This is a genomic window from Streptomyces sp. NPDC052101 (assembly GCF_040680235.1).
Lineage (GTDB): Bacteria > Actinomycetota > Actinomycetes > Streptomycetales > Streptomycetaceae > Streptomyces.
Window position 1 is genome coordinate 1 of the sequence record NZ_JBFAWH010000021.1, and the last position, 19,318, is coordinate 19,318.

Here is a 19,318-nt window from a genome sequence, read left to right on the forward strand (position 1 = left end):
ATCGCCCCAACTACCCCTTGAGCAGCACCAACACACCTACACGCCAGTGACACACAAAGCCGAACATCCCAGTGACATCACGACCGAACCTCACAGGTGGGGACGTTGCCGGAAATCATTGGTGGCGGTGCAGGTGAAGAGTTCGGTGCGGGTCCACCCCCCGGCGCAGGCTCCGGTTCCTAGGGACTGTCCGGCGGATCATGCTTAGTGGGCCCTGTAGGTTGCCCGTATGTCTTCTGCACTTGTCGTTGGATACGACCCGCAAGGGATACCCGGCGTCGACGGGGCGGCTCTTCGCGCGGCTCTCGATGCGGAGCTCGTCCGGTTCGGCGAGCATGGCATCGACGCGGCCATGACGCTGGTCGTGTTCGATGAATCGGCCGAGTCCACCCTCGTCGCGTCGCTGACCAAGCACCCGTGGGATGTCGTGGTCGTCGGCGGCGGGATCCGCAAGACCGAGCAGTTGCTTCCGCTCTTCGAACAAATCGTTAACCTGATCCGCCGCCATGCGCCCCAGGCCGCTGTCGCGTTCAACACCAATGGCGGGGACAGCGTCGAGGCGGCAAAGCGGTGGCTCTGAAGCCCGCCCGCCCGATCACGTCCTGAGCCACAGTCGGATCGCGGCAACGGTGCCGTGGAAGACGTACGCGCGCTGGTTCGTACTTCGTGGCCACGGCCCGAAAGCCCTAGTCGTAGATATGTCGCTTATGCCAACCCCGTGTTGGGTGCGGCGATCCTTGTAGGAGCGGGGGTGATCGGCCTCCTGCTCCACCTCCTCAAGAGGTAAAGCCCCAGTGTGCCCCCTGCCCAACAGGGGGCACACTGAATGCCTTATTGGGGCTGCTCGTGCCGGGTGAACGCGGTGATCAGGGCGTGGGCTGTGCTGTTGTCGGGGTCGGTCCCGTGGGCCTCGGCGCCTTCAAAGGTGGCGGCCTCGGTGCTGCGGAGAAACATGGCCTGCTCGTATGCGGTGAGCGCGGCCTCGATGTCGTCGGGCTGCGCGGCGAGGGCCTGGCCGAGTTCGGCGCCGTCGAGCATGGCTAGGTTGGCGCCTTCGCCGTTCGGGGCCGAGAGGTGGGCGGCGTCTCCGAGCAGGGTCACCCCCGGCACCCGGTCCCACCAGTGCCCGGTCGGCAGAGCGTAGAGGGGGCGCAGGACCGGCGCGATGTCGCCGTCGGTGATCAGCGCGGTGAGCTCCGGCGCCCAGCCATCGAACTCCTGCGCGATCCGCGCGGTGGCCACGGCGGCATCGGCGAAATCGATGGCGGCGAACCAGTCCTGCGGCTCGGACAGCCCCACGTAGGCGTGCAGAGTGTCGTCCCTTTCCCGGTGAGCGAAGATCTCCCTGCCCGGCGTAGGCGCGATCATCGACCCACCGCCGACCGCTTTTGCGGCGGCTGGGTGGAGAGTGTCGGCATCGAACAGGTAGGTCTCGACGACCGACTTGCCGATGTATTCGGGTGTGGCGGTGGAGAGCAGCGGCCGGACCCGTGACCAGGCGCCGTCCGCGCCGACCAGCAGGCGGGTGACGACGGTGCTGCCGTCATCGAACGTCACCTCGTGGCAACCCTCGCCGAGGGTACGGGTGCTGCTGACCTTGTGCCCCCACTGGACGGTGCCGTCCGGGAGTGACTCGAGCAGGATCTGTCGCAGCTCGCCCCGCTGTACCTCCGGGCGTCCCCCCGTGCCGTCGTCTGCTTTCTCGAACAGGACGGTCCCGTCCGGCTCGAGGACCCGCATTGCCTGGCGGCCCTCCAGGATGAGGCCACGGAACTCGTCCATCAAGTCGGCTGCCTCGAGGGCGAGTTGTCCGTTGTAGTCGTGGATGTCGAGCATCCCGCCCTGCGAACGCGCAGTTGGGGAGGGCTCCGCCTCGTAGACCGTGGCCGGTATTCCGTGCACGTACAGGACGCGGGCGAGCGTGAGGCCGCCGAGCCCGGCGCCGATGATCGTGATGTCAGTGGTCATGGGGGCTTCCTTCCTGGTCGTGGACCGCTGGGCGGGCACGCGGCAGGTCACGCCGGGAGCGCCGTTCCAGCAAGTCGGGACGATGCTGGTGGATGGCGCCGTTGATGGCCGGCGCCAAGTAGCTCCAATGTCCCGGCAGCCGTCGACAGATCACCGACAGATCACCGGCCACCGCCCGACAACCACCCGATACCGGCCCACTGGCGGGCTCACGTGTTCCAGATGCGTTGCAGCCCGGCCCGTACGCTGCGGTCGCGTCAGCCGAGCACCAGGACGATCTTCCCGCGTACACGGCCGGCCTCGCCGAAGCGGTGCGCCTCCGCGATGCCGTCGAGGGGGAAGGTCCGCACGACGGGAAGCGAGAAGCGTCCGTCGTCGATCAGCTCGCCGATCCCGGCGAGCGCGTGGACAGCGCGGCCGTCGTCGCCGCGGCTGAACGTCACCCCGTGCCTCCTGGCTCCCGTGAAGTCGGCGATCGTGATGACGTGCTCCGGGTCGCCGGCGAGCCCGATGAGGTCGGGCAGCACCCCGCTCCCGGCGACGTCGAGTGCCAGGTCGACCCCGTCGGGAGCGAGCGTGTGAACCCGCTCGGCAAGGCTCTCACCGTAGGCGACGGGCTCGGCCCCCAGTGAGCGCAGGTACGCGTGGTTCGCCGGGCCGGCCGTGCCGATCAGCACGCCAGTAACCCGCAGAGGCTTTCCATGGCCGCCTTGCCGGCCTTGGAATGGGCCCTTGTCAGCCAATGCCGCGTGCCGCTGCTCCGGCACCCCCGGACTTGTCGTCCAGGGACAGCAGCATGACTTCCTCGGCCAGCGTGACCGTCATCCTCAGTCACTCAGTGCGTTTCGTGATCGTTGCAGGCAACTCGTCAGACGCCCGGAGCTGCGGGCAGGTTCCGCAGATTCCCATGGCGCCGCCCTCACCTGGGCTGGCCGGTCCATGTGGAAGTGCGGTCACGGGACTGACGGGACTGAAGGTCGGACATACGGGTCGATCAGGACGGAGACGTCCCTCGGGCAACTCGTCGTCATCTTGATGCGTCGATCCCGTCAGTCCCGTGTCACGAGGTCGCGCTGACGTCGCTTACGGGCCGACCGGTGCTATCTCCGCAGCTTGGCTCCGCTGCGAGCGCGGTGTCTTGGCGCCGACTCTGCCCGGCTGGATGGTGCGCGGGTCGACGGCTTCGCCCGGGGCGCCTACCGAGTACGGCCCGTGAGGCTGCTTGTCGCGGTCGTGGGGCAGGAGGAAGAACGCTCGCCGGGGGAAGAGTCCGGAGTCGGGATCGCTGGCGGCGCCCGGCTGGAGGTTGGTGTAGCCGACGAGCCGGCCGTCTCGCGAGTAGCGGGGCTTGCCCCTGCGGGTGGGTACCTTGTCCAGGGCCTGCCGGACGTAGTCGAGGCTTTCCGGGTCCTCGAGCCAGACCACTTCAGCTTCGTCGGTGAGCTGGCTGTCTTGCAGCATCGAGCTCATGGCCGCAGCCCCTCCTGTCCCGTGGGCCGGCCTCTGGCCGGATCGTGCGGCACGCTCACCGCTGGTCGTCTGGTTCTGGCAAGTATCGCAAGAGTCCTGGGCGCGTGGCTGTCGGACTCCGTCCGGAGCATCATGTGCCGGGCTCTGCCCCGGCGTCGGCGAGGAGGGCCAGGCCGGGGTAGAGCTTGCGGTCGTTGTTCTTGATCATCTCTGCTGGGGAGGCCAGGCCGAGGTCCTGACGGATGCGGCTGGCGAACGCGCGGCTCGTGGCCGGGCGGATCCCCTCGTCGGAGCACCAGCGACCGTAGGTCTCGTAGAGCAGTTTCTGCTCTACGCGCAGCTCGGGATTGGGTTGTCCGCCTTCCCCTTTGGTGCACCGCTCGGCGATGAACCGTCCGATGTGGTCCTCGGTCTTTTCGTAGGCCTCGGTGGCCAGTCGTACGGAGGCCGGTCCGTGGAGCGGGTCCCTGGTGGCGAGGTAGGTCTGGGCGCCCTGGATGAGCCAGTTCAGGATGCCGGGGCCTTCGTCGCGGACCAGCTCCTGAGCAAGGTTGTCGATCTTGAGTTCGTCGGGGACCTTCCGCTCGAAGGGGATGATCCTCATGCGACGCCAGAACGCATAGCCGCCGGTGCCGACTTCGGGCCGGTGGTTTCCCAGGAGCCACAGCTTGTGCGTGGGCCGGAAGGTGAAGAAGTCCTGGCGCATGCGGCGGGCGGTGATGGTGTCGCCGCCAGTGAGGAGCTTGACCCTGGCCTCGTTGAACTTGTCGTTCGGCTTGAGTTCGGAACACACGACGATGCGTCGGCCGTGCAGCTCCGTCAGCTCGGTGCTGTGTTCCGTGAACTTCCCCTTCTCCATCAGGAAGCCGGGTGGCGCCGCGTTGGCGTAGTCGCCGAGGATCTGCATCATCACCTCGAGCAGCACGGACTTGCCGTTGGCACCGGAGCCGTAGAGGAACGGCAGGATCTGGGCGCCCACGTCACCGGTGACGGAGTAACCGAGCAGCAGGTGCAGGAACCCGATGGTCTCCCGGCCTTTGGCGTCGTCGCCGAAGGTGTCGCGCAGGAAACTGCGCCACCGAGGCAGAGGCATTTCCTCCGGGCCGACCGTGGTGGCGCGTGAGTGCATGTCCACCAGCGGGTCGGGCTTGCGCAGATCCCCCGTCCGCAGGTCGACGACGCCGCCCGGGGTGCACAGGGCGTACATGTCCCCGTCCATGGAGTCCGGGTCGAGACTGAGGCCCGGGGCAGCCTGCGCCTGCTGAAGCAGGGCCTTGACCCCCGAAGTCGACTGGGTTCGGCGCCGGTGCGCCGCTACTTCACGATCGCTGAAGAATCCGTGCGGGTCGGTGCGCGGCATCTGCTCGGCCATGTCGCCTGCCGCCCACATGGCACCCTTCTCACCGCCTGTACGCCTCCACCGGTACTGGTCCCACGAGTACCAGCCCAGGCCCTCGACATGCCGGAAACGGTCGCTGTGCAGGCGCGCGAACAGCTTGGCGTTGCCCCGGTCGGTCAGCTCGTCCGGCAGGAGGCCCGCCGGGGCAACACGTCGGCCTCCCTCGCTCCCTGCCTGCGCGGGCAGAATCACCTGATCTCCAGGCAGGCCGAGGTCAAGGCTCGTCTGGCGGATCTGTTCGGCGGCGGCCACGGCGTCGAAGCGTGTCGGCTCAGCGCTGCTCATGAGCGTCCCTTACGAAGGCCCTGGTGGAAAAGGCCGGTAGAACGAGCGAGACCGCAACGCATGGTGCTGCAGGGCTCGTGCATACCCCGACCGCAGCGGACACCTCGGCGTCCTGACGAGCCTGCCGCAACCTGGCCGGGCACTAGAGAGTCCTTGTCCTAGCTGATCTTCTTCGTCTGCGGCATCAACCCCACTGACACCGTGTCCGTTGTGTCGTGACCCGTCTCAGGGGCGGGATCAACGGGACTGACGGGACTGAAGTTTCCGCTCGTGATCAGAGGCTAGCGCACACCTCGCTGTGGCAGTACACGCGGTGTCCGCGTGTCGAATATTCAGTCCCGTCAGCCCCGCGCAACCTTCACTCTGCGGGAGCGTCAGGACCGGCCGGGACTGGGCGTGGCTTCGGTCCCGTTTCAGTCCCGCACACAAAAGAGCTGGTCAGAGGCCTGGATCCGCGCGCCACGGGACTGACGGGACTCAAGGTTCTATATATGAGCTGTACAGAGTAGGTAGTACTACAGACATACGTACGCGCGCATACGCGCGCGCCTGATCGGCATAACTTGCACACTCAGTCCCGTCAGTCCCGTTCGCAGGCACTGCAGGCCCCTGACCAGCGGTTTTCCCCACGGGACTGAACGGGACTGACGCAACGAAGAGTCCCGGAAGTCCCGGAACAGTCCCGTAAGCGGGGTCCAGCGGCCTTCGCCGGCGAAGGCAGTTGCTTTGGACCGGACCTATAGCACTCTCCCGCCCGTTCGACCTGCACCACCGAACGTCAACAACGACGATGCGGTCCCGCGACGGAGCAGGCGCGCGTATGTTGCAGCAACCCCGACCCGGCCCCAGCCACGCTTGCCGCTTTGAAAGGCCCGACGGACCCGTCGGCCGCCTATGGCGAAACGCCACCCCGTCGGGGCACCGCAAGCCCGCCAGGGCTGAGGAGCTACCGACCCGAGGCCAGTGCCCGTCTGCGCGGGGTCCTCAGGCCAGAGGTAACTGGCCGAGCGGCCGCCGCCCACGGTCGGTCTGCGGCTCCGGCATCGCGGCCACGTCCGGGGCCGTCGTGAAGACGGGGCCGTGCCAGGACGCCGGGACCGGCGCGGGCATGAGGTTCACCTCTGTGCCGTAGACCCGCGCGGTATCGAAGAGGGTCTGCAGCGTCTGCAGTCCCACCATGTCGAGCGCGCCTAGGCGGGCATGCCAGGTCCGGGTCTGAGGGTCGTACAAGGCGATCGTGCGGAGGCTGGCGAGTTGCTCCGGGGATGGAGGATCGGAGGTTTGCGTTGTGCGGATGGTGGCCTCCAACACCCAGGCGTTGTCAGAGGAGTTCGACGTAGTGGTCATGCAGGGATGGTTGACATCGGTACTGACAGCTAACGCGCCCAGTCAGGTGAATGGGGGGCCTGAACAGAGGCTCGGGAGTGGACGCGCACACATTCGTGCTGACAGGACAGCGCCGACTTCTCCACGGTGGTGACCCGTATGTGCGTGTTCGCGCTGTGCCTGGCCCCTACGCTGGAGGCCAAGTGATCTTCACTTCCGACTGCCTGTGGCGCGACGCTATTACGGCGTAATAGCCGGGCGGGGTGCTCGTGTGGCCCCTGAAGTCCTCTCAAGAGCAAGTAACTAACGTGTCGATGCTTCCAAAGATCTTGAACGTTAGTAAGGTGTCATCCATGAGTTCGCCAGCCACTTCCAGCGACCGCGAGAAGGTCGTCTCCAAACTGCCGGGATGGCTCCGGCAGAACCTCAAAGTCAGAGCTGCTCAGCGCGGCATCGAGATCCAGGCAGCCGTCGAGCAAGGCATGCGGGACTGGTGCACCCTCGCCTCCACGCCTGCGGCCATCGACACCTCAGGTGCCGAGTCGTTCTCCACGTTCCTGCCGCACGGTCAGTGGGACGACTTCCGCCAAGTCGCCACCGAGCGTCGTGTCTCCCTCATTCAGGGACTGGCGCAGTCCGTTCAGCTGTGGCTCGACTCCAACCCTGCGCCTGGCGTCGAGCGACCTGAGATCACCCGTCGCATCATCGTGTGCAACCAGAAGGGCGGCGTCGGCAAGACGGCGATCACCGCAGGCGTGGGCGAAGCACTTGCCGAAGATGCCAACCGTCTGCACGCCGTCCGGGTGGCCAAGGCGCTCGCCGAGGCCTTGCGTGCGAGCGAGACTCAGTCCGGGGAGGTGTCGGGCAGCGACGACCCCCTGGATGTCGAGAACCTGCCGGGCCTCGGGCTGCGTGTTCTGCTCGTCGATTTCGACCCGCAGTGTCACCTCACCAACCAGCTCGGTGCGGGGCCCCTGCCCATGAACGGCGACAGCCTCACCAACCACATGGCAGGCGATCCCAAGGGCGATCTCCGCGACCTCATCGTCTCCATCGATGACGAGACGTTCGGCGGCCGTCTCCACCTTCTGCCCGCCTGCAACGACGCCTTCCTGCTGGATGTCCGCCTCTCCGCCGTGCGCGCCAGGGAAGCCGCGCTGGAACGCGCACTCGCGCCGCTTGAGACCGATTACGACGTGATCCTTGTGGACTGCCCGCCGAGCCTCGGTCTGAGCATGGATGCCGCGGCGTACTACGGCCGCCGTCGCGACGGCGAGAAGCCCGGCCAGTCCGGGGCGTTGATCGTGGTGCAGGCCGAGGACAGCTCCGCCGACGCCTACGAGCTGCTCACGACGCAGATCGAGGATCTGCGGAACGACCTGCAGGTCGACATCGACTACCTCGGCATCGTCGTCAACCTCTACGACTCGCGCCGCGGGTTCATTGCCACCTCCTCGCTCCAGGGGTGGATCGACATAAAGGATCCACGGGTCGTCGGGCTCATCGGGGATCTCAAGGAACAGAAAGAAGCAGTCCGGATGAAGCGGCCGCTGCTGGCCTACGCCGCCAAGTCACAGCAGGCGATCGGTATGCGCGCGTTGGCCCGGGAGATCGTATGAGCAAGGCCGACCAGCTGGGAGCCGGCCGTTTCGGTGGGGGAGTGCGGACCGTCAGCGCACGGCGCCAGGCCGTGGCCGCCGCTACCGGTGTGCCCACCGAGGGTGTCGCCCCGCCCACCGAACTCCCCACGGACCGCATCAGCCTCAACCCCGACAATCCGCGTTCCGATCTCGGTGACCTCACCGACCTCGCAGGCAGCCTGAAGACCCACGGCCAGAAGCAGGCGATCACGGTCATGAACCGCGACGCCTACATCAGGGCCAATCCCGAGCGCGAGGCCGACCTCGAACCCGACACCACCCACGTCGTCATCGATGGCAGCAGCCGCCTCGCCGCCGCCCGTGAAGCGCGACTGTCCGCCGTGAAGGTGATGGTCAGCGACGATCAGGGGACCAGCTCCGAAGAGCTCCTCGAGTCCGCCCTCGTCGCCAACATCCACCGACACGACCTGGGAGAGCTTGACGAAGCCCGTGCTCTCCGGCGCCTGCTGGCGATCCACGGCAGCCAGACCGCGCTGTCCAAGCGGCTCCACCGCTCCCAGGGCTGGGTGTCACAACGCCTCGCACTGCTCAACCTCACCCCCGAACTCCAGAGCCGGGTCGGTGAAGAGCCCATCGACCTGCTGCGCGCCGTGGCCAACAAGCCGGCTGCGGAGCAGGCGACAGCCCTTGAGGAACTCAAGGACGAGCGGGCCCGGAAGGAGGAAGAGAAGCGCAGTCGGAAGAACCTGCCGAGGAGTGAGGCGTTGACCACGGCCTCACGCGAGGCGAGCGAGCCTGAGAGCTATTACGGCGTAATAGGGGATGGTGAGCCGAGCGGGACGGTAGCCACCTCGCGTACGGAACAGGCTGCCGGTGCTGATGCCAGTGCCGGTGCCGGTGTCGGCGCTGGCGAGTCGGTTGCGACGGGCGATGGCTATTACGGCGTAATAGGGGATGGCGAGTCGGGAGCGTCGTCCTCGGACGCACCGGCAGTAGCGGACACCGGTGAGCGCGCCGCTCAGCAGCCGGTACCAGAGCCGCGGACGGAGTCGTCGACTCCGGGCTCGCACCAGGGTGTCGAGAGCGGCTCCAACCCACGCAGGGTTCCCTACAACGAGCCGGGCACCCTCGCCATGCTCCTGGACAGGAACATCGGAGACGACGACCTCTTCTTCGACTTGCTGCGGTTCCTGAGCAAGAAGGGACTGGAGCGGAACCCGGCCCGGCTTGCTGAGCTGGCGCAGTCCTTCGCCGAGCAAGCCACCGTGCAGGGCGACTGACATCACAGATCCTGTGAAGGGCCGACTCCCACGAAGGGGGTCGGCCCTTCGGCGTCTGCGAGGTACCGGCACGGCGGGAAGCCTCGTACCGCTATTACGCCGTAATAGGTTCCGAGGTGTGGGGGAGGGGCGGCGACGCCCATGGGGTCAGCCGGGGGGCTCTTCTTGATGACGGGAGAGCAAGGAAGGCGTCCTGCGGAACGCACCTCATGTACGTGACGTCAATGAGGTGCGTTCCCGGAGGCGTCAGGTTGCGCGGAGAAGGGGGATGACGACGTTCTCGCCCATGCGCTTCGGGTCGAGCCGGTAGTACTTGATGTGGCCGATCCGCTCGGTCTCCTCCAGCCAGCCGGCTTCGATGACCTGCTTGCGGGTCCGCGAGAACACGGGCGGAGCCATGCCGACGAGCTTGGCCAGGTTCGCGGCGGTCTCCAGGACGGCACCGGACCGGTCGGTCGGGTGCAGGGCATACAGCATGACAACGAGACGCTGGTTGGCAGTCATACCAGCCGTCTTCTCGAGCAGTTCGAGGTTCTTCTGCTTGTCGTCGCTGCTGATCACTGGACCTCCCACCGTGCAGGGACATTGTCGTTGAATCCGGGGATGTCCGGAGGATTGCACGTCTTCACCGCTTCACGCTGCTCAAGGCCTGTTCCATGGAAGGCGATGTACGGGCTGATGCGGTAGAAGTTGTAGTTGCCGATACGTCCTCGAACGACCAGGATGCGGTGTTTGGCCAGCTTCCTGTTGATCTTTCCGACGGCGTCGGTGGACATGCCCACTCGCTTGGCGATGTCCGCCCCGGTGGCCCTCAGTGGCTCCATGCCTTCAGGTGAGACCCCGATCCACCACAGAACGAGGAACTTCTGACTGGGCGTGAAGGCCTTGGACTCGGTGATCGCCTCGACGCGCGCCTTGTCGACCTGCGTGTGCCTGCCGGAGAAGGCGTACGGCGCATAGGGGACCGGCTCGCCTGTGTCGGCGTCGACCAGTCTGCGTAGTGCTCCCAACGGGCCCTCCGAGCAAGGGGGGGTGGTGCGTGGTTCATGAGAACGGCTGTGAGGCCGACCTCATGAACCTAACGTACATGAGCAGGAAGTCAATCAACTCCGCCTGTCGGCCGTGTCGACTGCCCTCTCGCTCAGGTTTCACGCCGTCAGATGCTGGCCGCTCTGGGCCGGATTCATGCCGGACTCATGTACGTCACGTCAATCTGCCACGGCTGCAGGAACTGGGTACCCAGTTCCTGCAGCCGTACTGGCAGTCCCCTCGATCGCTGTAGTACGTCCGAGGGAACCGGGCACTCAGACCTGAGGATCGTGCTCAGCGTTCGGCGGAACTGCCTGCCAGTTCCGCCGAACTGGGTTGTTCGAGGTGTTTATGCAGGTCAAAGGGCTTTTGGCGGGGGCGCTCTCTTGTCCTGGACAGGAGGCCCGCCGGTCGCCCTCGCCAGCCGACGCAGTTGCTTTGACCCGGACCTGTAGCACCCTCCTACCCGTTCGACCTGCACCACCGAACGCCAGCAACGACGATGCCGGCAGCCGAAGGAGCAGGCGCGCGTATGTTGCAGCAACCCTCTCCCGGTCTCAGCCACGCTTCCCGTTTGAATGTGAGCGCTTGAGCTGGCCGGCCCGCGATCAACGCCCCTGTGGGGAGGGTGGCTGTTCGGCGAACGAGGTGCGGTAGGCGCGCGGGCTGGTGGCCAGGCGGGTTGTGAAGTGCTGGCGCATGGTGACCTCGCTGCCGAAACCGGACCGGCGGGCGACCTCGGGCATGGGCAGGTCGGTGCGTTCGAGGAGTTTCTGGGCCGCCGCGATGCGGTGGTCCAGAAGCCAGCGCAGCGGGGTGGTTCCGGTGGCCGCTGCAAAGTGCCGGGCGAAGGAGCGCGGCGACATACCGGCACGGGCGGCGAGAGCGGAGACGGTGAGCGGCTGGTCGAGATGGGCCAGGGCGAAGGCGCGTACCTCGGCCAGCGCGTCTGCGTCGCGGTCGGCGTGCGGGGTCGGATGTTCGATGAACTGGGCCTGGGTGCCGGTCCGGAACGGTGCGGTGACCATGGATCGGGCGACCGTCGCGGCCACCTCCGCGCCGTGCATGGCGCGTACCAGGTGCAGACACAGGTCGATGCCGGCGGCGGTGCCGGCGGACGTCCACAGATTGCTGTCCTCGACGAACAGGGCGTCCGGTTCGACCCGCACCCGTGGGTGCCGGGCGCGTAGCTGATCGGCCAGTGCCCAGTGGGTCAGCGCCCGGCGGCCGTCCAGCAGGCCCGCCTGGGCGAGCGTGAACGCTCCGCCGCACAGCGCGGCGATGGTGGTGCCCCGGGCGTGGGCACGGCGCAGTGCCGCGAGGACCGGCTCGGGGGCCGGGGTGACATGGTCGTCCAGGCCCGGTACCAGGATCAGCTCGGCGCGGGGCAGCCAGTCGAGGGTGCGGTCCGGTGTGAGCGCGAGCCCGCCGCGCATGGGTACCGGTTCGGGGCCGGCGGCCACCCGGCGCAGCTCGAACGTGGGCACCCCGCGGTCGGTGCGGTCCGCGCCCCACACCTCGGTGATCACCGAGACGTCGAAGGCCCGGATGCCGGGGAAGGCGAGCAGGGCGATGCGGTGGGCCTCGGCCGGTTGGGTCATCTTGGCAGTAAACCATCGATCGCTGGCTTTCTGCCTTCTGTGAGCGAGCGCGGGCGGGCGGCAGGATCGTGGGCATGGAGATCACACAGAACGCGGCGCTGGTAGTGGTGGACGTACAGAAGGGCTTCGACGAGTCGGAGTTCTGGGGTCCGCGCAACAACGCAGCCGCCGACGAGAACATCGCTTCCCTGATCGAGGCCTGGCAGGACACGGACCGGCCGGTCGTCTTCGTACGGCACGACTCCGAGAAGCCTGGCTCGCCGCTGCGGAGCGGGTACGAGGGCAACGACTTCAAGGAGTACGTCGAGGAGCGGCGCGGCAAGGGCGCCGGGCCGGAGCTGCTCGTCACCAAGTCCGTGAACTCGGCGTTCTACGGCACCCCCGACTTGGACAGCTGGTTCAAGGCGGCGGGCATCACCCAGGTCGTACTGTCCGGTATTCAGACGAACATGTGCGTGGAGACCACCGCCCGCATGGGCGGCAACCTCGGCTACGACGTGCTGGTCGCCCTCGACGCCACCCACACCTTCGACTTGACCGGCCCGAACGGCTGGCGTCTGACGGCCGATGAACTGGCCCGGGCGAGTGCCGTCTCGCTGCACGGCGGGGGCTTCGCCCGGGTGGTGACGACCGCCGAGCTGGTGGCCGCCGTCCGCCCCTGACACCCCGGACTGCTGAGCTTCGCTACAGCTCGAAGTCGATTTCTTCCACGTCGGTGAACTCGACGCCCAGGCCCTGCGCGCGGGTGTTGTCGGCCCGGAAGTACATCTCCGCCAGGCCTTCGGCGGCGATGCGCTGCAGCTGCTGCTCGGTGGCGCCCTCGTCCCGGGCGGTGAACAGGCGGTCCGCCCAGCGGGGAGGGAGCGCCTGGGTGATGTCGCGGACGCGGGCGTCGTCGGTGGTGCCCGGGGCGGCGGTGAAGCCGAACCTGGCCCTGGTGGCGAAGACCAGGCCGTCGGTGGTGGCGGCCCGCTCCTTGGCCCTCGCCCGGACCTGGGGCTGCCAGCGGCGCCGTACCTCGCGCTCCATGCGGGCGGCGAGGTCTCGGCGCGGTCGCTTCAGCTGGCCGACCACATACCGCTCCACGGTGCGCTGGGACACCCCGAGCAACTCGGCGGTCGCCCTGGTGCCCTTGAGCTGCTTGACCAGGTACTTCATCTGCGCCTGGGCGCTCTTGGGGATCGGGCGGGTGAACGCCCCTTCCAGCGCGCGGTCCAGGCCGTCCCCGACCGAGTCCACCATGGTCTACTCCCCGTCGCCCGCGGCGCGGTCGTCCTTGATGTGGTTGGCGATGTTGAAGACGCCGCCGTGCTCCTCGAACTGCTGCTCGGCCCAGAGCACGGTCCGGGTGCCCTGATGCTTGACCATCCCCGGCGAGACGCCGAGTCGCAGCGTACCCGGCGCGGGCTTGCCGTCGGCGGTGTGCGGCAGGAAGTCGAGCGGGCTCGGAGCGGCGGAGGGGTAGACGACGGCGTCGGTGCCGATCGCGACCGGATAGAGGTCGGCCGTCGCGGCCGTCTTCATCAACTTGCGGTGCAGGCCGATCCGGACGGCGGACAGCACGGCGGCCCGGATGTCGGGGCGCCAGGTCTCCCGGGCGAGCGCGGGCCATGGCTCGTAGTAGGGCACCTGGCCCCGGTTGCGCTGACGCAGCTTGCCGATGCCGCCCTTCGCCGTCGCCTTGATCGCGCCCACCAGCAGTGCCATCGTCGGGTCCACCTGCTTGGCGCGGGCCATCGCCTCCAAGAACTCCTGGCCGCGCAGGTCGGTGGTGACGCCGAGGTCGGCCATCGTCGTCACGTACGCGTCCCGCAGCCGCTTGTACCAGGGGTCCAGGTAGCGGCCGGTCCGGGTGCGCACGTACGCCTCGATCGGTGTGACCTCGAAGCCCAGCTCCTGCGCATAGGCCACGGTCGGCGTCGCGTACCAGGCGGGGCCCTCGGGCCGGTCGCCCTTCGGCGTGAACGGCGACGGCAGCCGGTCGCCGTCGACCGTACGGCCGTTGATCTCCACTCGGGAGAGGTCGACATGGGAGAGGTCGACGAGCCATGAGCCGGGCAGCGTGGGATCGAAGCGCGGGCTGCGGGTGAGATGGGTCGGTCCGTTCAGCCCGACCGTGAGACCGTTGGCGGCCGCCGCGAACGCCATGTTGACGTCGATCGCGACCAGGTACGGCTTCATGCACTCGTCGTCGGTGAGTTCCCGGCACCAGTCGTACGGCTCCTCCATCAGCATCTCGGCCGGAGTACGCAGATGGTGCCGGGCGTACCTGCCCTTGAGGACCGGGTGCTCGTCCGGCACCTCGCACTCCACTACCTCGTACACCGCTGTCAGCGCGTCCGCGTTGAACGCCTGCCGGAACTCGCCGGTGGCCTCGTCCTTCTCCGCACGGGTCGGCGGCCGCAGAGCGGTCATCAGCTCCAGCCCGGTGACCGCCGTGGTGCCACGGGGCGTCATCACCCGCTCCGCGTATGCGCCCAGGTACCGGGCCAGGTCCGCCGGGTGCATCGTCGGCAGCCGAGGGTCGTCCTTCCTGTCCCACTCGCGCGCGTCCAGCGCGTGCCAGGCCGGGACGCACAGTTGTACGCAGTTGCGCTTCGCCCCTTCGGCCGGGCGGTAGATCCGCGCCCAGGGGCCGAGGCCGCGCTGGGTCAGCTTCCAGTCCGCGCGTGCCAGTTGCCTGACCGCCTTGTGGCTGTCGGGGAGCCGTCCGGCACGCCGTTCCTCCTCCGACAGGGCGGGCGGCAGGCCGTAGCGCTCCAGCGCGGCCGGGGTGAGGACGAGGACCGGGTCCGCGTCGCGGCCGTTGCGATGCAGACGGGCCTGACCGAGCCTGGCTTCCGTCAGCGTCCACTCGATCAGCGCGGGCAGGGACTTGGCGGGCACGTCCAGGACCAGGCCGCCGACGCAGTACGCCAGTACCTGGCGCTCGTCGTCGACATCGACCACGGCCAGCGGACCGTTCTCGAAGCGTGGATCGGCGGTGGCGGTGGCGGTGGCGGCTGGTGGGGCGGCCGGCTTCTTCGCCGCCGGGCGGTGCGACGAGGCCCGGGCGCCGGGCGCCGGGCGGGGAAGGGGCTTGGCGGGCGGTGCCTCGGGAGCCGTGGGCGCGGCTTCAGGAGTCGTGCGCGTGGTTTCGGGAGCGGAAGCCAGCTGTTCCCGGACGGGCTCGGCGGCAGCGGGCTCGGTGTGCGTATCGGGCGCGTGGGGGGCCTCGGGCGTCTCAGATACCTCGGGGGTCCCCTCCGGGGCCGGGAAGCGTTCTGTGAGCTTCTCCAGGAGCCGGGCGTAGGCGGCCCGCTGGGGCGGCCGGGGGTCGGTTCTGCCCAGCTCCCAGTTCGCCACGGTCTCGCGGCGCGTCTCCAGGGCGGCCGCGATCTGGGTCTGGGTCAAGCCGGCGGCCTCGCGCAGCCGTTTGCGTTCGGCGGGCGACGGCAGGTCGTCCTGGGAGACCCGTTCAAGCAGCGCATCGACGGCGCTGAACAGCTCGTTCTGCGTGGGCACCGGCTCACCTCCAATGACCCACCCTAGCCGAGACCACTCCTGCTTTTTATGCTGGATCGCTCGTTGGATTGCATATGAACCGCTCATTTCCCGACGAGGGGGCCTGGGGGGCGTCGTAGCGACTGAAGGGGCAGCGACCAAAGGGCAGCGACCGGGCGGAGTTGGGTCGCTGCTGAGTCGCTTGGTGAAAAGGCCAGTTCAGAGGTGGTTTCGAGGAAGTGGCAGCGACCCAAGCGACTCAAGGTCCGTATATGCAAGGACATTCGCGCGTGTGCGCGTGTGTGTGCGCCTGCGCGTGTGGGCGTCATATATAGAGGGCTTGAGTCGCTTCAGTCGCTGTTCCGTCGCTCGAAAGGCTGTGACCTGCGGTTTTGTTGAGCTACCGAAGCAGCGACTGAACAGGGCTTGGTCGCTGGGGTTCCGTGGACAGTCGCTCCCGGCCTCAACAGCGCACATGTGACACAGGTGTCCCTTCCTTTTCACCTATGCTTCGCTACTCTGTGTCTGTTGTTGAGTCGCTTCGGTCGCTGACGGGGGAAATCATGACCGATGAGCTGCGGGTTTTACGCAGTGACTCACCCCGGCCCGCTCCTGCCCAGGCAGGCGTCCAGCAGTCGCTGGCCGTCGCCCGGTGGTGCGCCGGCCGTGGGTGGCCGGTTCATCCGCTGGCACCGGGACGCAAGACGCCTGCGGGCAATTGCGCGGACTGCCGCGCGCCCGGGCACACCTACCAGGGTTGCCGCTGTCCCACGCTCGGGCGCTGGTGCCACGGATTCCGCGCCGCCACACTGGACTTCGGCCGGATCGAACAGTGGTGGGGCGGGCGGCCCGACTTCGGCGTCGGCATCGCCTGCGGCGCCGCGGGTCTGGTCGTCATCGACATCGACGCGCACGCACGCCAGTTGCCGGGGCGCGACAGCCTGCTCCCGGGCATAGGCATCGCCGACACCGTCGACCTGACCGGGCTCGCCAACGGCTTCCACACCATCGGGGTGCTGGCCGCGCTGCGCGGCGTCATGTCTCCCGCGGACGACGAGACCACTTTGCGGGTCCGTACGCCCTCGGGTGGTCTGCATGTCTGGTACCGGGGCCAGCACGGGCACCGGTGGCAGTGTTCCTCCGGCTCCGGCGGCGGGCGGGCACTGGCCTGGCAGGTCGACGTACGGGCGCACGGCGGGTACATCGTCGCCCCTGGCACCGTGACTGAAGCGGGGGTGTACGAGGTGATGGGGGAGGTGCGCGAGCCCGGGCCGCTGCCAGGCTGGCTCGCACGGGAGTTGGAGCGCACCGGGCATCTGCCGCCCGCGCACGTGCCCGCGCCCCGGCCGGTACCCCCGCGTGCCCGCCAGGCCGTCCTGACGCGCAAAGGCGGCCTGGGCGGCCTCGGTGGCGTCGGCCGGGTCCTGACCGGGCTGCTGGCCGAGGTGGTCGCCTGCGCGGCCGTACCCGAGGGAGCGGCGTTCACCGAGAAGCTCAACCGGGCGGCCTACACCGCCGGCGGACTCGTCGCCGCCGGTCTGCTGACCGAGCAGGAGGCGGAGCGGGCCCTGAACGAGGCGGCCGCGCAGGCCCGGCCCGGACAGGAACGGCGCTACGGCACAGTCATACGCGGCGGGCTGAACGCGGGCCGCACCCGTCCGCTGTCCCCAGGAGGCCGCCGATGACCAACGGCCACAGCAACACCCTCTTCGACGCCCAGGCGGTCGCCGCGCAGATCCTGGCCCAGACCGTCCCCACGTCCCCTGCGGAGGATCAGGGCGCTCTCCCGCCCGGTGGTGAGGCCACCGCCGACGGACTGCTGCCCGACAGCCTCAGCGACCGCGGCAACGCCAAACTGTTCGTCAAGCTCTACGCCGACGACTACCGGCACGTTCCGGGCCTTGGCTGGTACCGCTGGGACAGCACCCGCTGGCAGGTGGACGAGGACGACACCGTGCTGTGGGCCGCCGGGGATCTGGCGGAGTCCATCGCCACCAACGACCCGCGTGGCATCTACAGCACGGCAGCGCTCCAGCGGCACCGCCGCCGTGCGCTGAGCACCAGCGGGATGAACGCGATGCTCACCCAGGCCAAGTCCGCGCCCGGCATGGTGCTGAACGCGGCACTGCTGGACGCCGATCCGTACGCCCTGTGCACTCCCGCCGGGATCGTGGACCTGCGCACCGGGCGGATCCGTACACCGGACCCGAACAAGGACTTCCACTCCTGCTCCACCACCGCGGCTCCGGAGCCGGTGCCCACGCCCCGGTGGGAGAGGTTCCTCACCGACACGTTCGGCGACGGACCCGAGGGCGCGGAGATGATCGACTTCCTGCACCTGCTGCTCGGCTACTCCATCACCGGTGACGTCGGCGCGCAGGTCATGCCGTTCCTGTTCGGCTCCGGCAAGAACGGCAAGTCGGTGCTGCTGGACGTGCTGATGAAGCTTCTCGGCGACTACGCCGACGCCGCGCCGCCCGGCTTCCTGATGGCCCGCCCGTACGAGGGACACCCCACGGATCTGGCCGAACTGCACGGCCGCCGGGTCATCGTGTGCAGTGAGGTGAAGCCGGGGGACCGTTTCGACGAGGCCCGGGTGAAGCTGCTGACCGGCGGCGACCGCATCAAGGCACGCCGGATGCGGCAGGACTTCTTCAGCTTCCAGCCGACGCACAAGCTGTGGCTGCTGGGCAACCACCGGCCCGAGGTGGGGACCGGCGGGTTCGCGTTCTGGCGGCGTATGCGGCTCATCCCGTTCGAGCGGGTCGTCCCCGATCACCGCAAGGTCGACAACCTGGCGGACATCCTTGTCACCGAGGAGGGGCCGGGCATCCTGAACTGGCTCATCGTGGGCGCACGCCGCTATCTGGCGGGCGAGAAGGATCTCATCGGGCCCGAGCGGGTCCGGATCGCCACGACGGCCTATGCGGAGACGGAGGACCACACCGGACGGTTCCTGAGTGAATCCTGCCGTATCGAGCCATCCCTGAGGGCGGAACAAGCCGCGCTCTACGCGGCCTACAAATCATGGTGTCAGAATGAGGGAGCCCCGGCCGTCTCGTCCCGGGGCTTCGCGGCCCGGGTCCGTGAGGTGGTGGGACTGGCGTCGCCCAAGGAAATGATCCTGTCCAACCAGCGGAAGTACTACCCGGGCATCGGACTGGTCGCCGACGAGGAGACAGCATGAGCGCCCTCATCGCAGAGGACGAGATCAGCCACGAGGTCGAACTCATCTGGCTGGAGGACACAGGCGCGCTCGACTATGTGCGCCAGAGTCTCGACCGGCTTCCGACACGGCGCGGCAGGCCTCCCTACTACCGCGACGGACGCATGGTCGGATACGCGCTGCTCGGCCCGGAGGCCAAGCCCTCCCGCTCGTCGGGCACCTTCCGCCGGCGTGTGTTCTGGCTGCTCCCGCACGACCGTGACACCGCCCCCGACGGGCTCTACGCCACCGGGGCGCCCGCCGAGGCCGTCGACCCGCGCACGCTCGCACCGGGCAGCAAAGGCCGTAAGACCGAGCGCTCGGAGGGCGGGCCGCAGTCGCCCCAGTCGCCGCAGATGCACGAGCCGGGCACCACGCTGCCGCTGTGAGCGAGGGCATCGGCGGCCCGGGCGGACCGTTTCCCCCGGCGGGTCGCCCTCGGTGTGCCGTGTGCTGGGTGCCGTGTGCCCGGAGTTGGACCGGACTCGGCTCGTGAGTCGCTTCGGTCGCTGACCGGGGTCAGTGCCGGTGATGGGCGCGGTCGTTCGCGGGGCGCGGGCCGGCCTTGCCGTCGTCGGCCGCGCTTGGGACTACCCACGTTGGTGATGGTCCCGGTCGGTGGTGCGGGTGAGACTGATCAGGCTGTGGACCTGTGGGGGGTCGGTGGCGAC

16 protein-coding genes and 1 pseudogene are annotated in these 19,318 nt (G+C 68.4%); 7 read left to right on the forward strand and 10 right to left on the reverse strand.

Annotation, left to right across the window (positions count from 1 at the left end):
• Positions 1-229: 229 nt before the first annotated feature.
• Entirely contained in the window at positions 230-580 is a 351-nt protein-coding gene (locus AB0L75_RS30725) for a hypothetical protein (RefSeq protein WP_365187380.1), read from the forward strand.
• Between the two features lie 251 nt (positions 581-831).
• On the opposite strand, the gene AB0L75_RS30730 is transcribed toward AB0L75_RS30725, so the two are convergent.
• The 5 genes and pseudogenes from AB0L75_RS30730 to AB0L75_RS30750 all read right to left on the reverse strand — a co-directional run bounded on the left by AB0L75_RS30730 (position 832) and on the right by AB0L75_RS30750 (position 6,469).
• Positions 832-1,968 carry an NAD(P)/FAD-dependent oxidoreductase gene (locus AB0L75_RS30730; protein ID WP_365187383.1) on the reverse strand — a complete coding sequence of 379 codons (1,137 nt, stop codon included), beginning with the start codon at positions 1,966-1,968 and terminating at the stop codon, positions 832-834.
• Between the two features lie 257 nt (positions 1,969-2,225).
• Positions 2,226-2,642 (reverse strand): annotated as a pseudogene (locus tag AB0L75_RS30735) (zinc-binding dehydrogenase); the annotation flags it as partial.
• A 409-nt stretch (positions 2,643-3,051) separates the two neighbouring features.
• A complete protein-coding gene (locus AB0L75_RS30740; protein ID WP_365187386.1) occupies positions 3,052-3,438 on the reverse strand; it encodes a DUF6009 family protein in 387 nt (128 codons plus the stop codon).
• A 130-nt stretch (positions 3,439-3,568) separates the two neighbouring features.
• Entirely contained in the window at positions 3,569-5,122 is a 1,554-nt protein-coding gene (locus AB0L75_RS30745) for a phage/plasmid primase, P4 family (protein WP_365187389.1), read from the reverse strand.
• Between the two features lie 984 nt (positions 5,123-6,106).
• A complete protein-coding gene (locus tag AB0L75_RS30750) occupies positions 6,107-6,469 on the reverse strand; it encodes a hypothetical protein (RefSeq protein ID WP_365187392.1) in 363 nt (120 codons plus the stop codon).
• Positions 6,470-6,801: 332 nt separating this feature from the next.
• On the opposite strand from AB0L75_RS30750, the gene AB0L75_RS30755 reads away from it, so the two are divergent.
• Together AB0L75_RS30755 and AB0L75_RS30760 are read left to right on the forward strand one after the other, a co-directional pair.
• Positions 6,802-8,067: a ParA family protein gene (locus AB0L75_RS30755; protein WP_365187395.1), complete on the forward strand. Its 1,266-nt coding sequence runs from the start codon at positions 6,802-6,804 to the stop codon at positions 8,065-8,067.
• Positions 8,064-9,329, forward strand: a complete 1,266-nt coding sequence (locus AB0L75_RS30760) for a ParB/RepB/Spo0J family partition protein (RefSeq protein WP_365187397.1) — start codon at positions 8,064-8,066, stop codon at positions 9,327-9,329. The genes AB0L75_RS30755 and AB0L75_RS30760 overlap by 4 nt, the downstream gene beginning before the upstream one ends.
• 246 nt (positions 9,330-9,575) lie before the next feature.
• On the opposite strand, the gene AB0L75_RS30765 is transcribed toward AB0L75_RS30760, so the two are convergent.
• The 3 genes from AB0L75_RS30765 to AB0L75_RS30775 all read right to left on the reverse strand — a co-directional run bounded on the left by AB0L75_RS30765 (position 9,576) and on the right by AB0L75_RS30775 (position 11,959).
• Entirely contained in the window at positions 9,576-9,887 is a 312-nt protein-coding gene (locus AB0L75_RS30765) for a replication initiation protein, RepL2 (RefSeq protein WP_365187586.1), read from the reverse strand.
• Positions 9,887-10,339, reverse strand: a complete 453-nt coding sequence (locus tag AB0L75_RS30770; RefSeq protein WP_365187400.1) for a MarR family transcriptional regulator — start codon at positions 10,337-10,339, stop codon at positions 9,887-9,889. The genes AB0L75_RS30765 and AB0L75_RS30770 overlap by 1 nt, the downstream gene beginning before the upstream one ends.
• A 627-nt stretch (positions 10,340-10,966) precedes the next feature.
• Positions 10,967-11,959, reverse strand: coding sequence for a helix-turn-helix domain-containing protein (locus AB0L75_RS30775; protein WP_365187403.1), 993 nt, complete (start codon positions 11,957-11,959; stop codon positions 10,967-10,969).
• A 74-nt stretch (positions 11,960-12,033) separates the two neighbouring features.
• Between AB0L75_RS30775 and AB0L75_RS30780 the strand changes: the two genes are divergently transcribed.
• Positions 12,034-12,621: a cysteine hydrolase family protein gene (locus tag AB0L75_RS30780; RefSeq protein ID WP_365187406.1), complete on the forward strand. Its 588-nt coding sequence runs from the start codon at positions 12,034-12,036 to the stop codon at positions 12,619-12,621.
• 22 nt (positions 12,622-12,643) lie between these two features.
• Here AB0L75_RS30780 and AB0L75_RS30785 read toward each other — a convergent pair whose 3' ends face one another.
• Together AB0L75_RS30785 and AB0L75_RS30790 are read right to left on the reverse strand one after the other, a co-directional pair.
• Positions 12,644-13,201, reverse strand: coding sequence for an XRE family transcriptional regulator (locus AB0L75_RS30785; RefSeq protein WP_365187408.1), 558 nt, complete (start codon positions 13,199-13,201; stop codon positions 12,644-12,646).
• A gap of 3 nt (positions 13,202-13,204) precedes the next feature.
• Positions 13,205-15,463: a helix-turn-helix domain-containing protein gene (locus AB0L75_RS30790; RefSeq protein ID WP_365187410.1), complete on the reverse strand. Its 2,259-nt coding sequence runs from the start codon at positions 15,461-15,463 to the stop codon at positions 13,205-13,207.
• Positions 15,464-16,005: 542 nt separating this feature from the next.
• Between AB0L75_RS30790 and AB0L75_RS30795 the strand changes: the two genes are divergently transcribed.
• The 3 genes from AB0L75_RS30795 to AB0L75_RS30805 are packed head-to-tail and all read left to right on the forward strand — an operon-like array spanning position 16,006 to position 19,036.
• A complete protein-coding gene (locus AB0L75_RS30795; RefSeq protein WP_365187413.1) occupies positions 16,006-17,127 on the forward strand; it encodes a bifunctional DNA primase/polymerase in 1,122 nt (373 codons plus the stop codon).
• Positions 17,124-18,629, forward strand: coding sequence for a phage/plasmid primase, P4 family (locus tag AB0L75_RS30800; protein WP_365187416.1), 1,506 nt, complete (start codon positions 17,124-17,126; stop codon positions 18,627-18,629). Before AB0L75_RS30795 ends, AB0L75_RS30800 begins: the two co-directional genes overlap by 4 nt.
• A complete protein-coding gene (locus AB0L75_RS30805) occupies positions 18,626-19,036 on the forward strand; it encodes a DUF6009 family protein (RefSeq protein ID WP_365187419.1) in 411 nt (136 codons plus the stop codon). Before AB0L75_RS30800 ends, AB0L75_RS30805 begins: the two co-directional genes overlap by 4 nt.
• Positions 19,037-19,318: the final 282 nt, after the last annotated feature.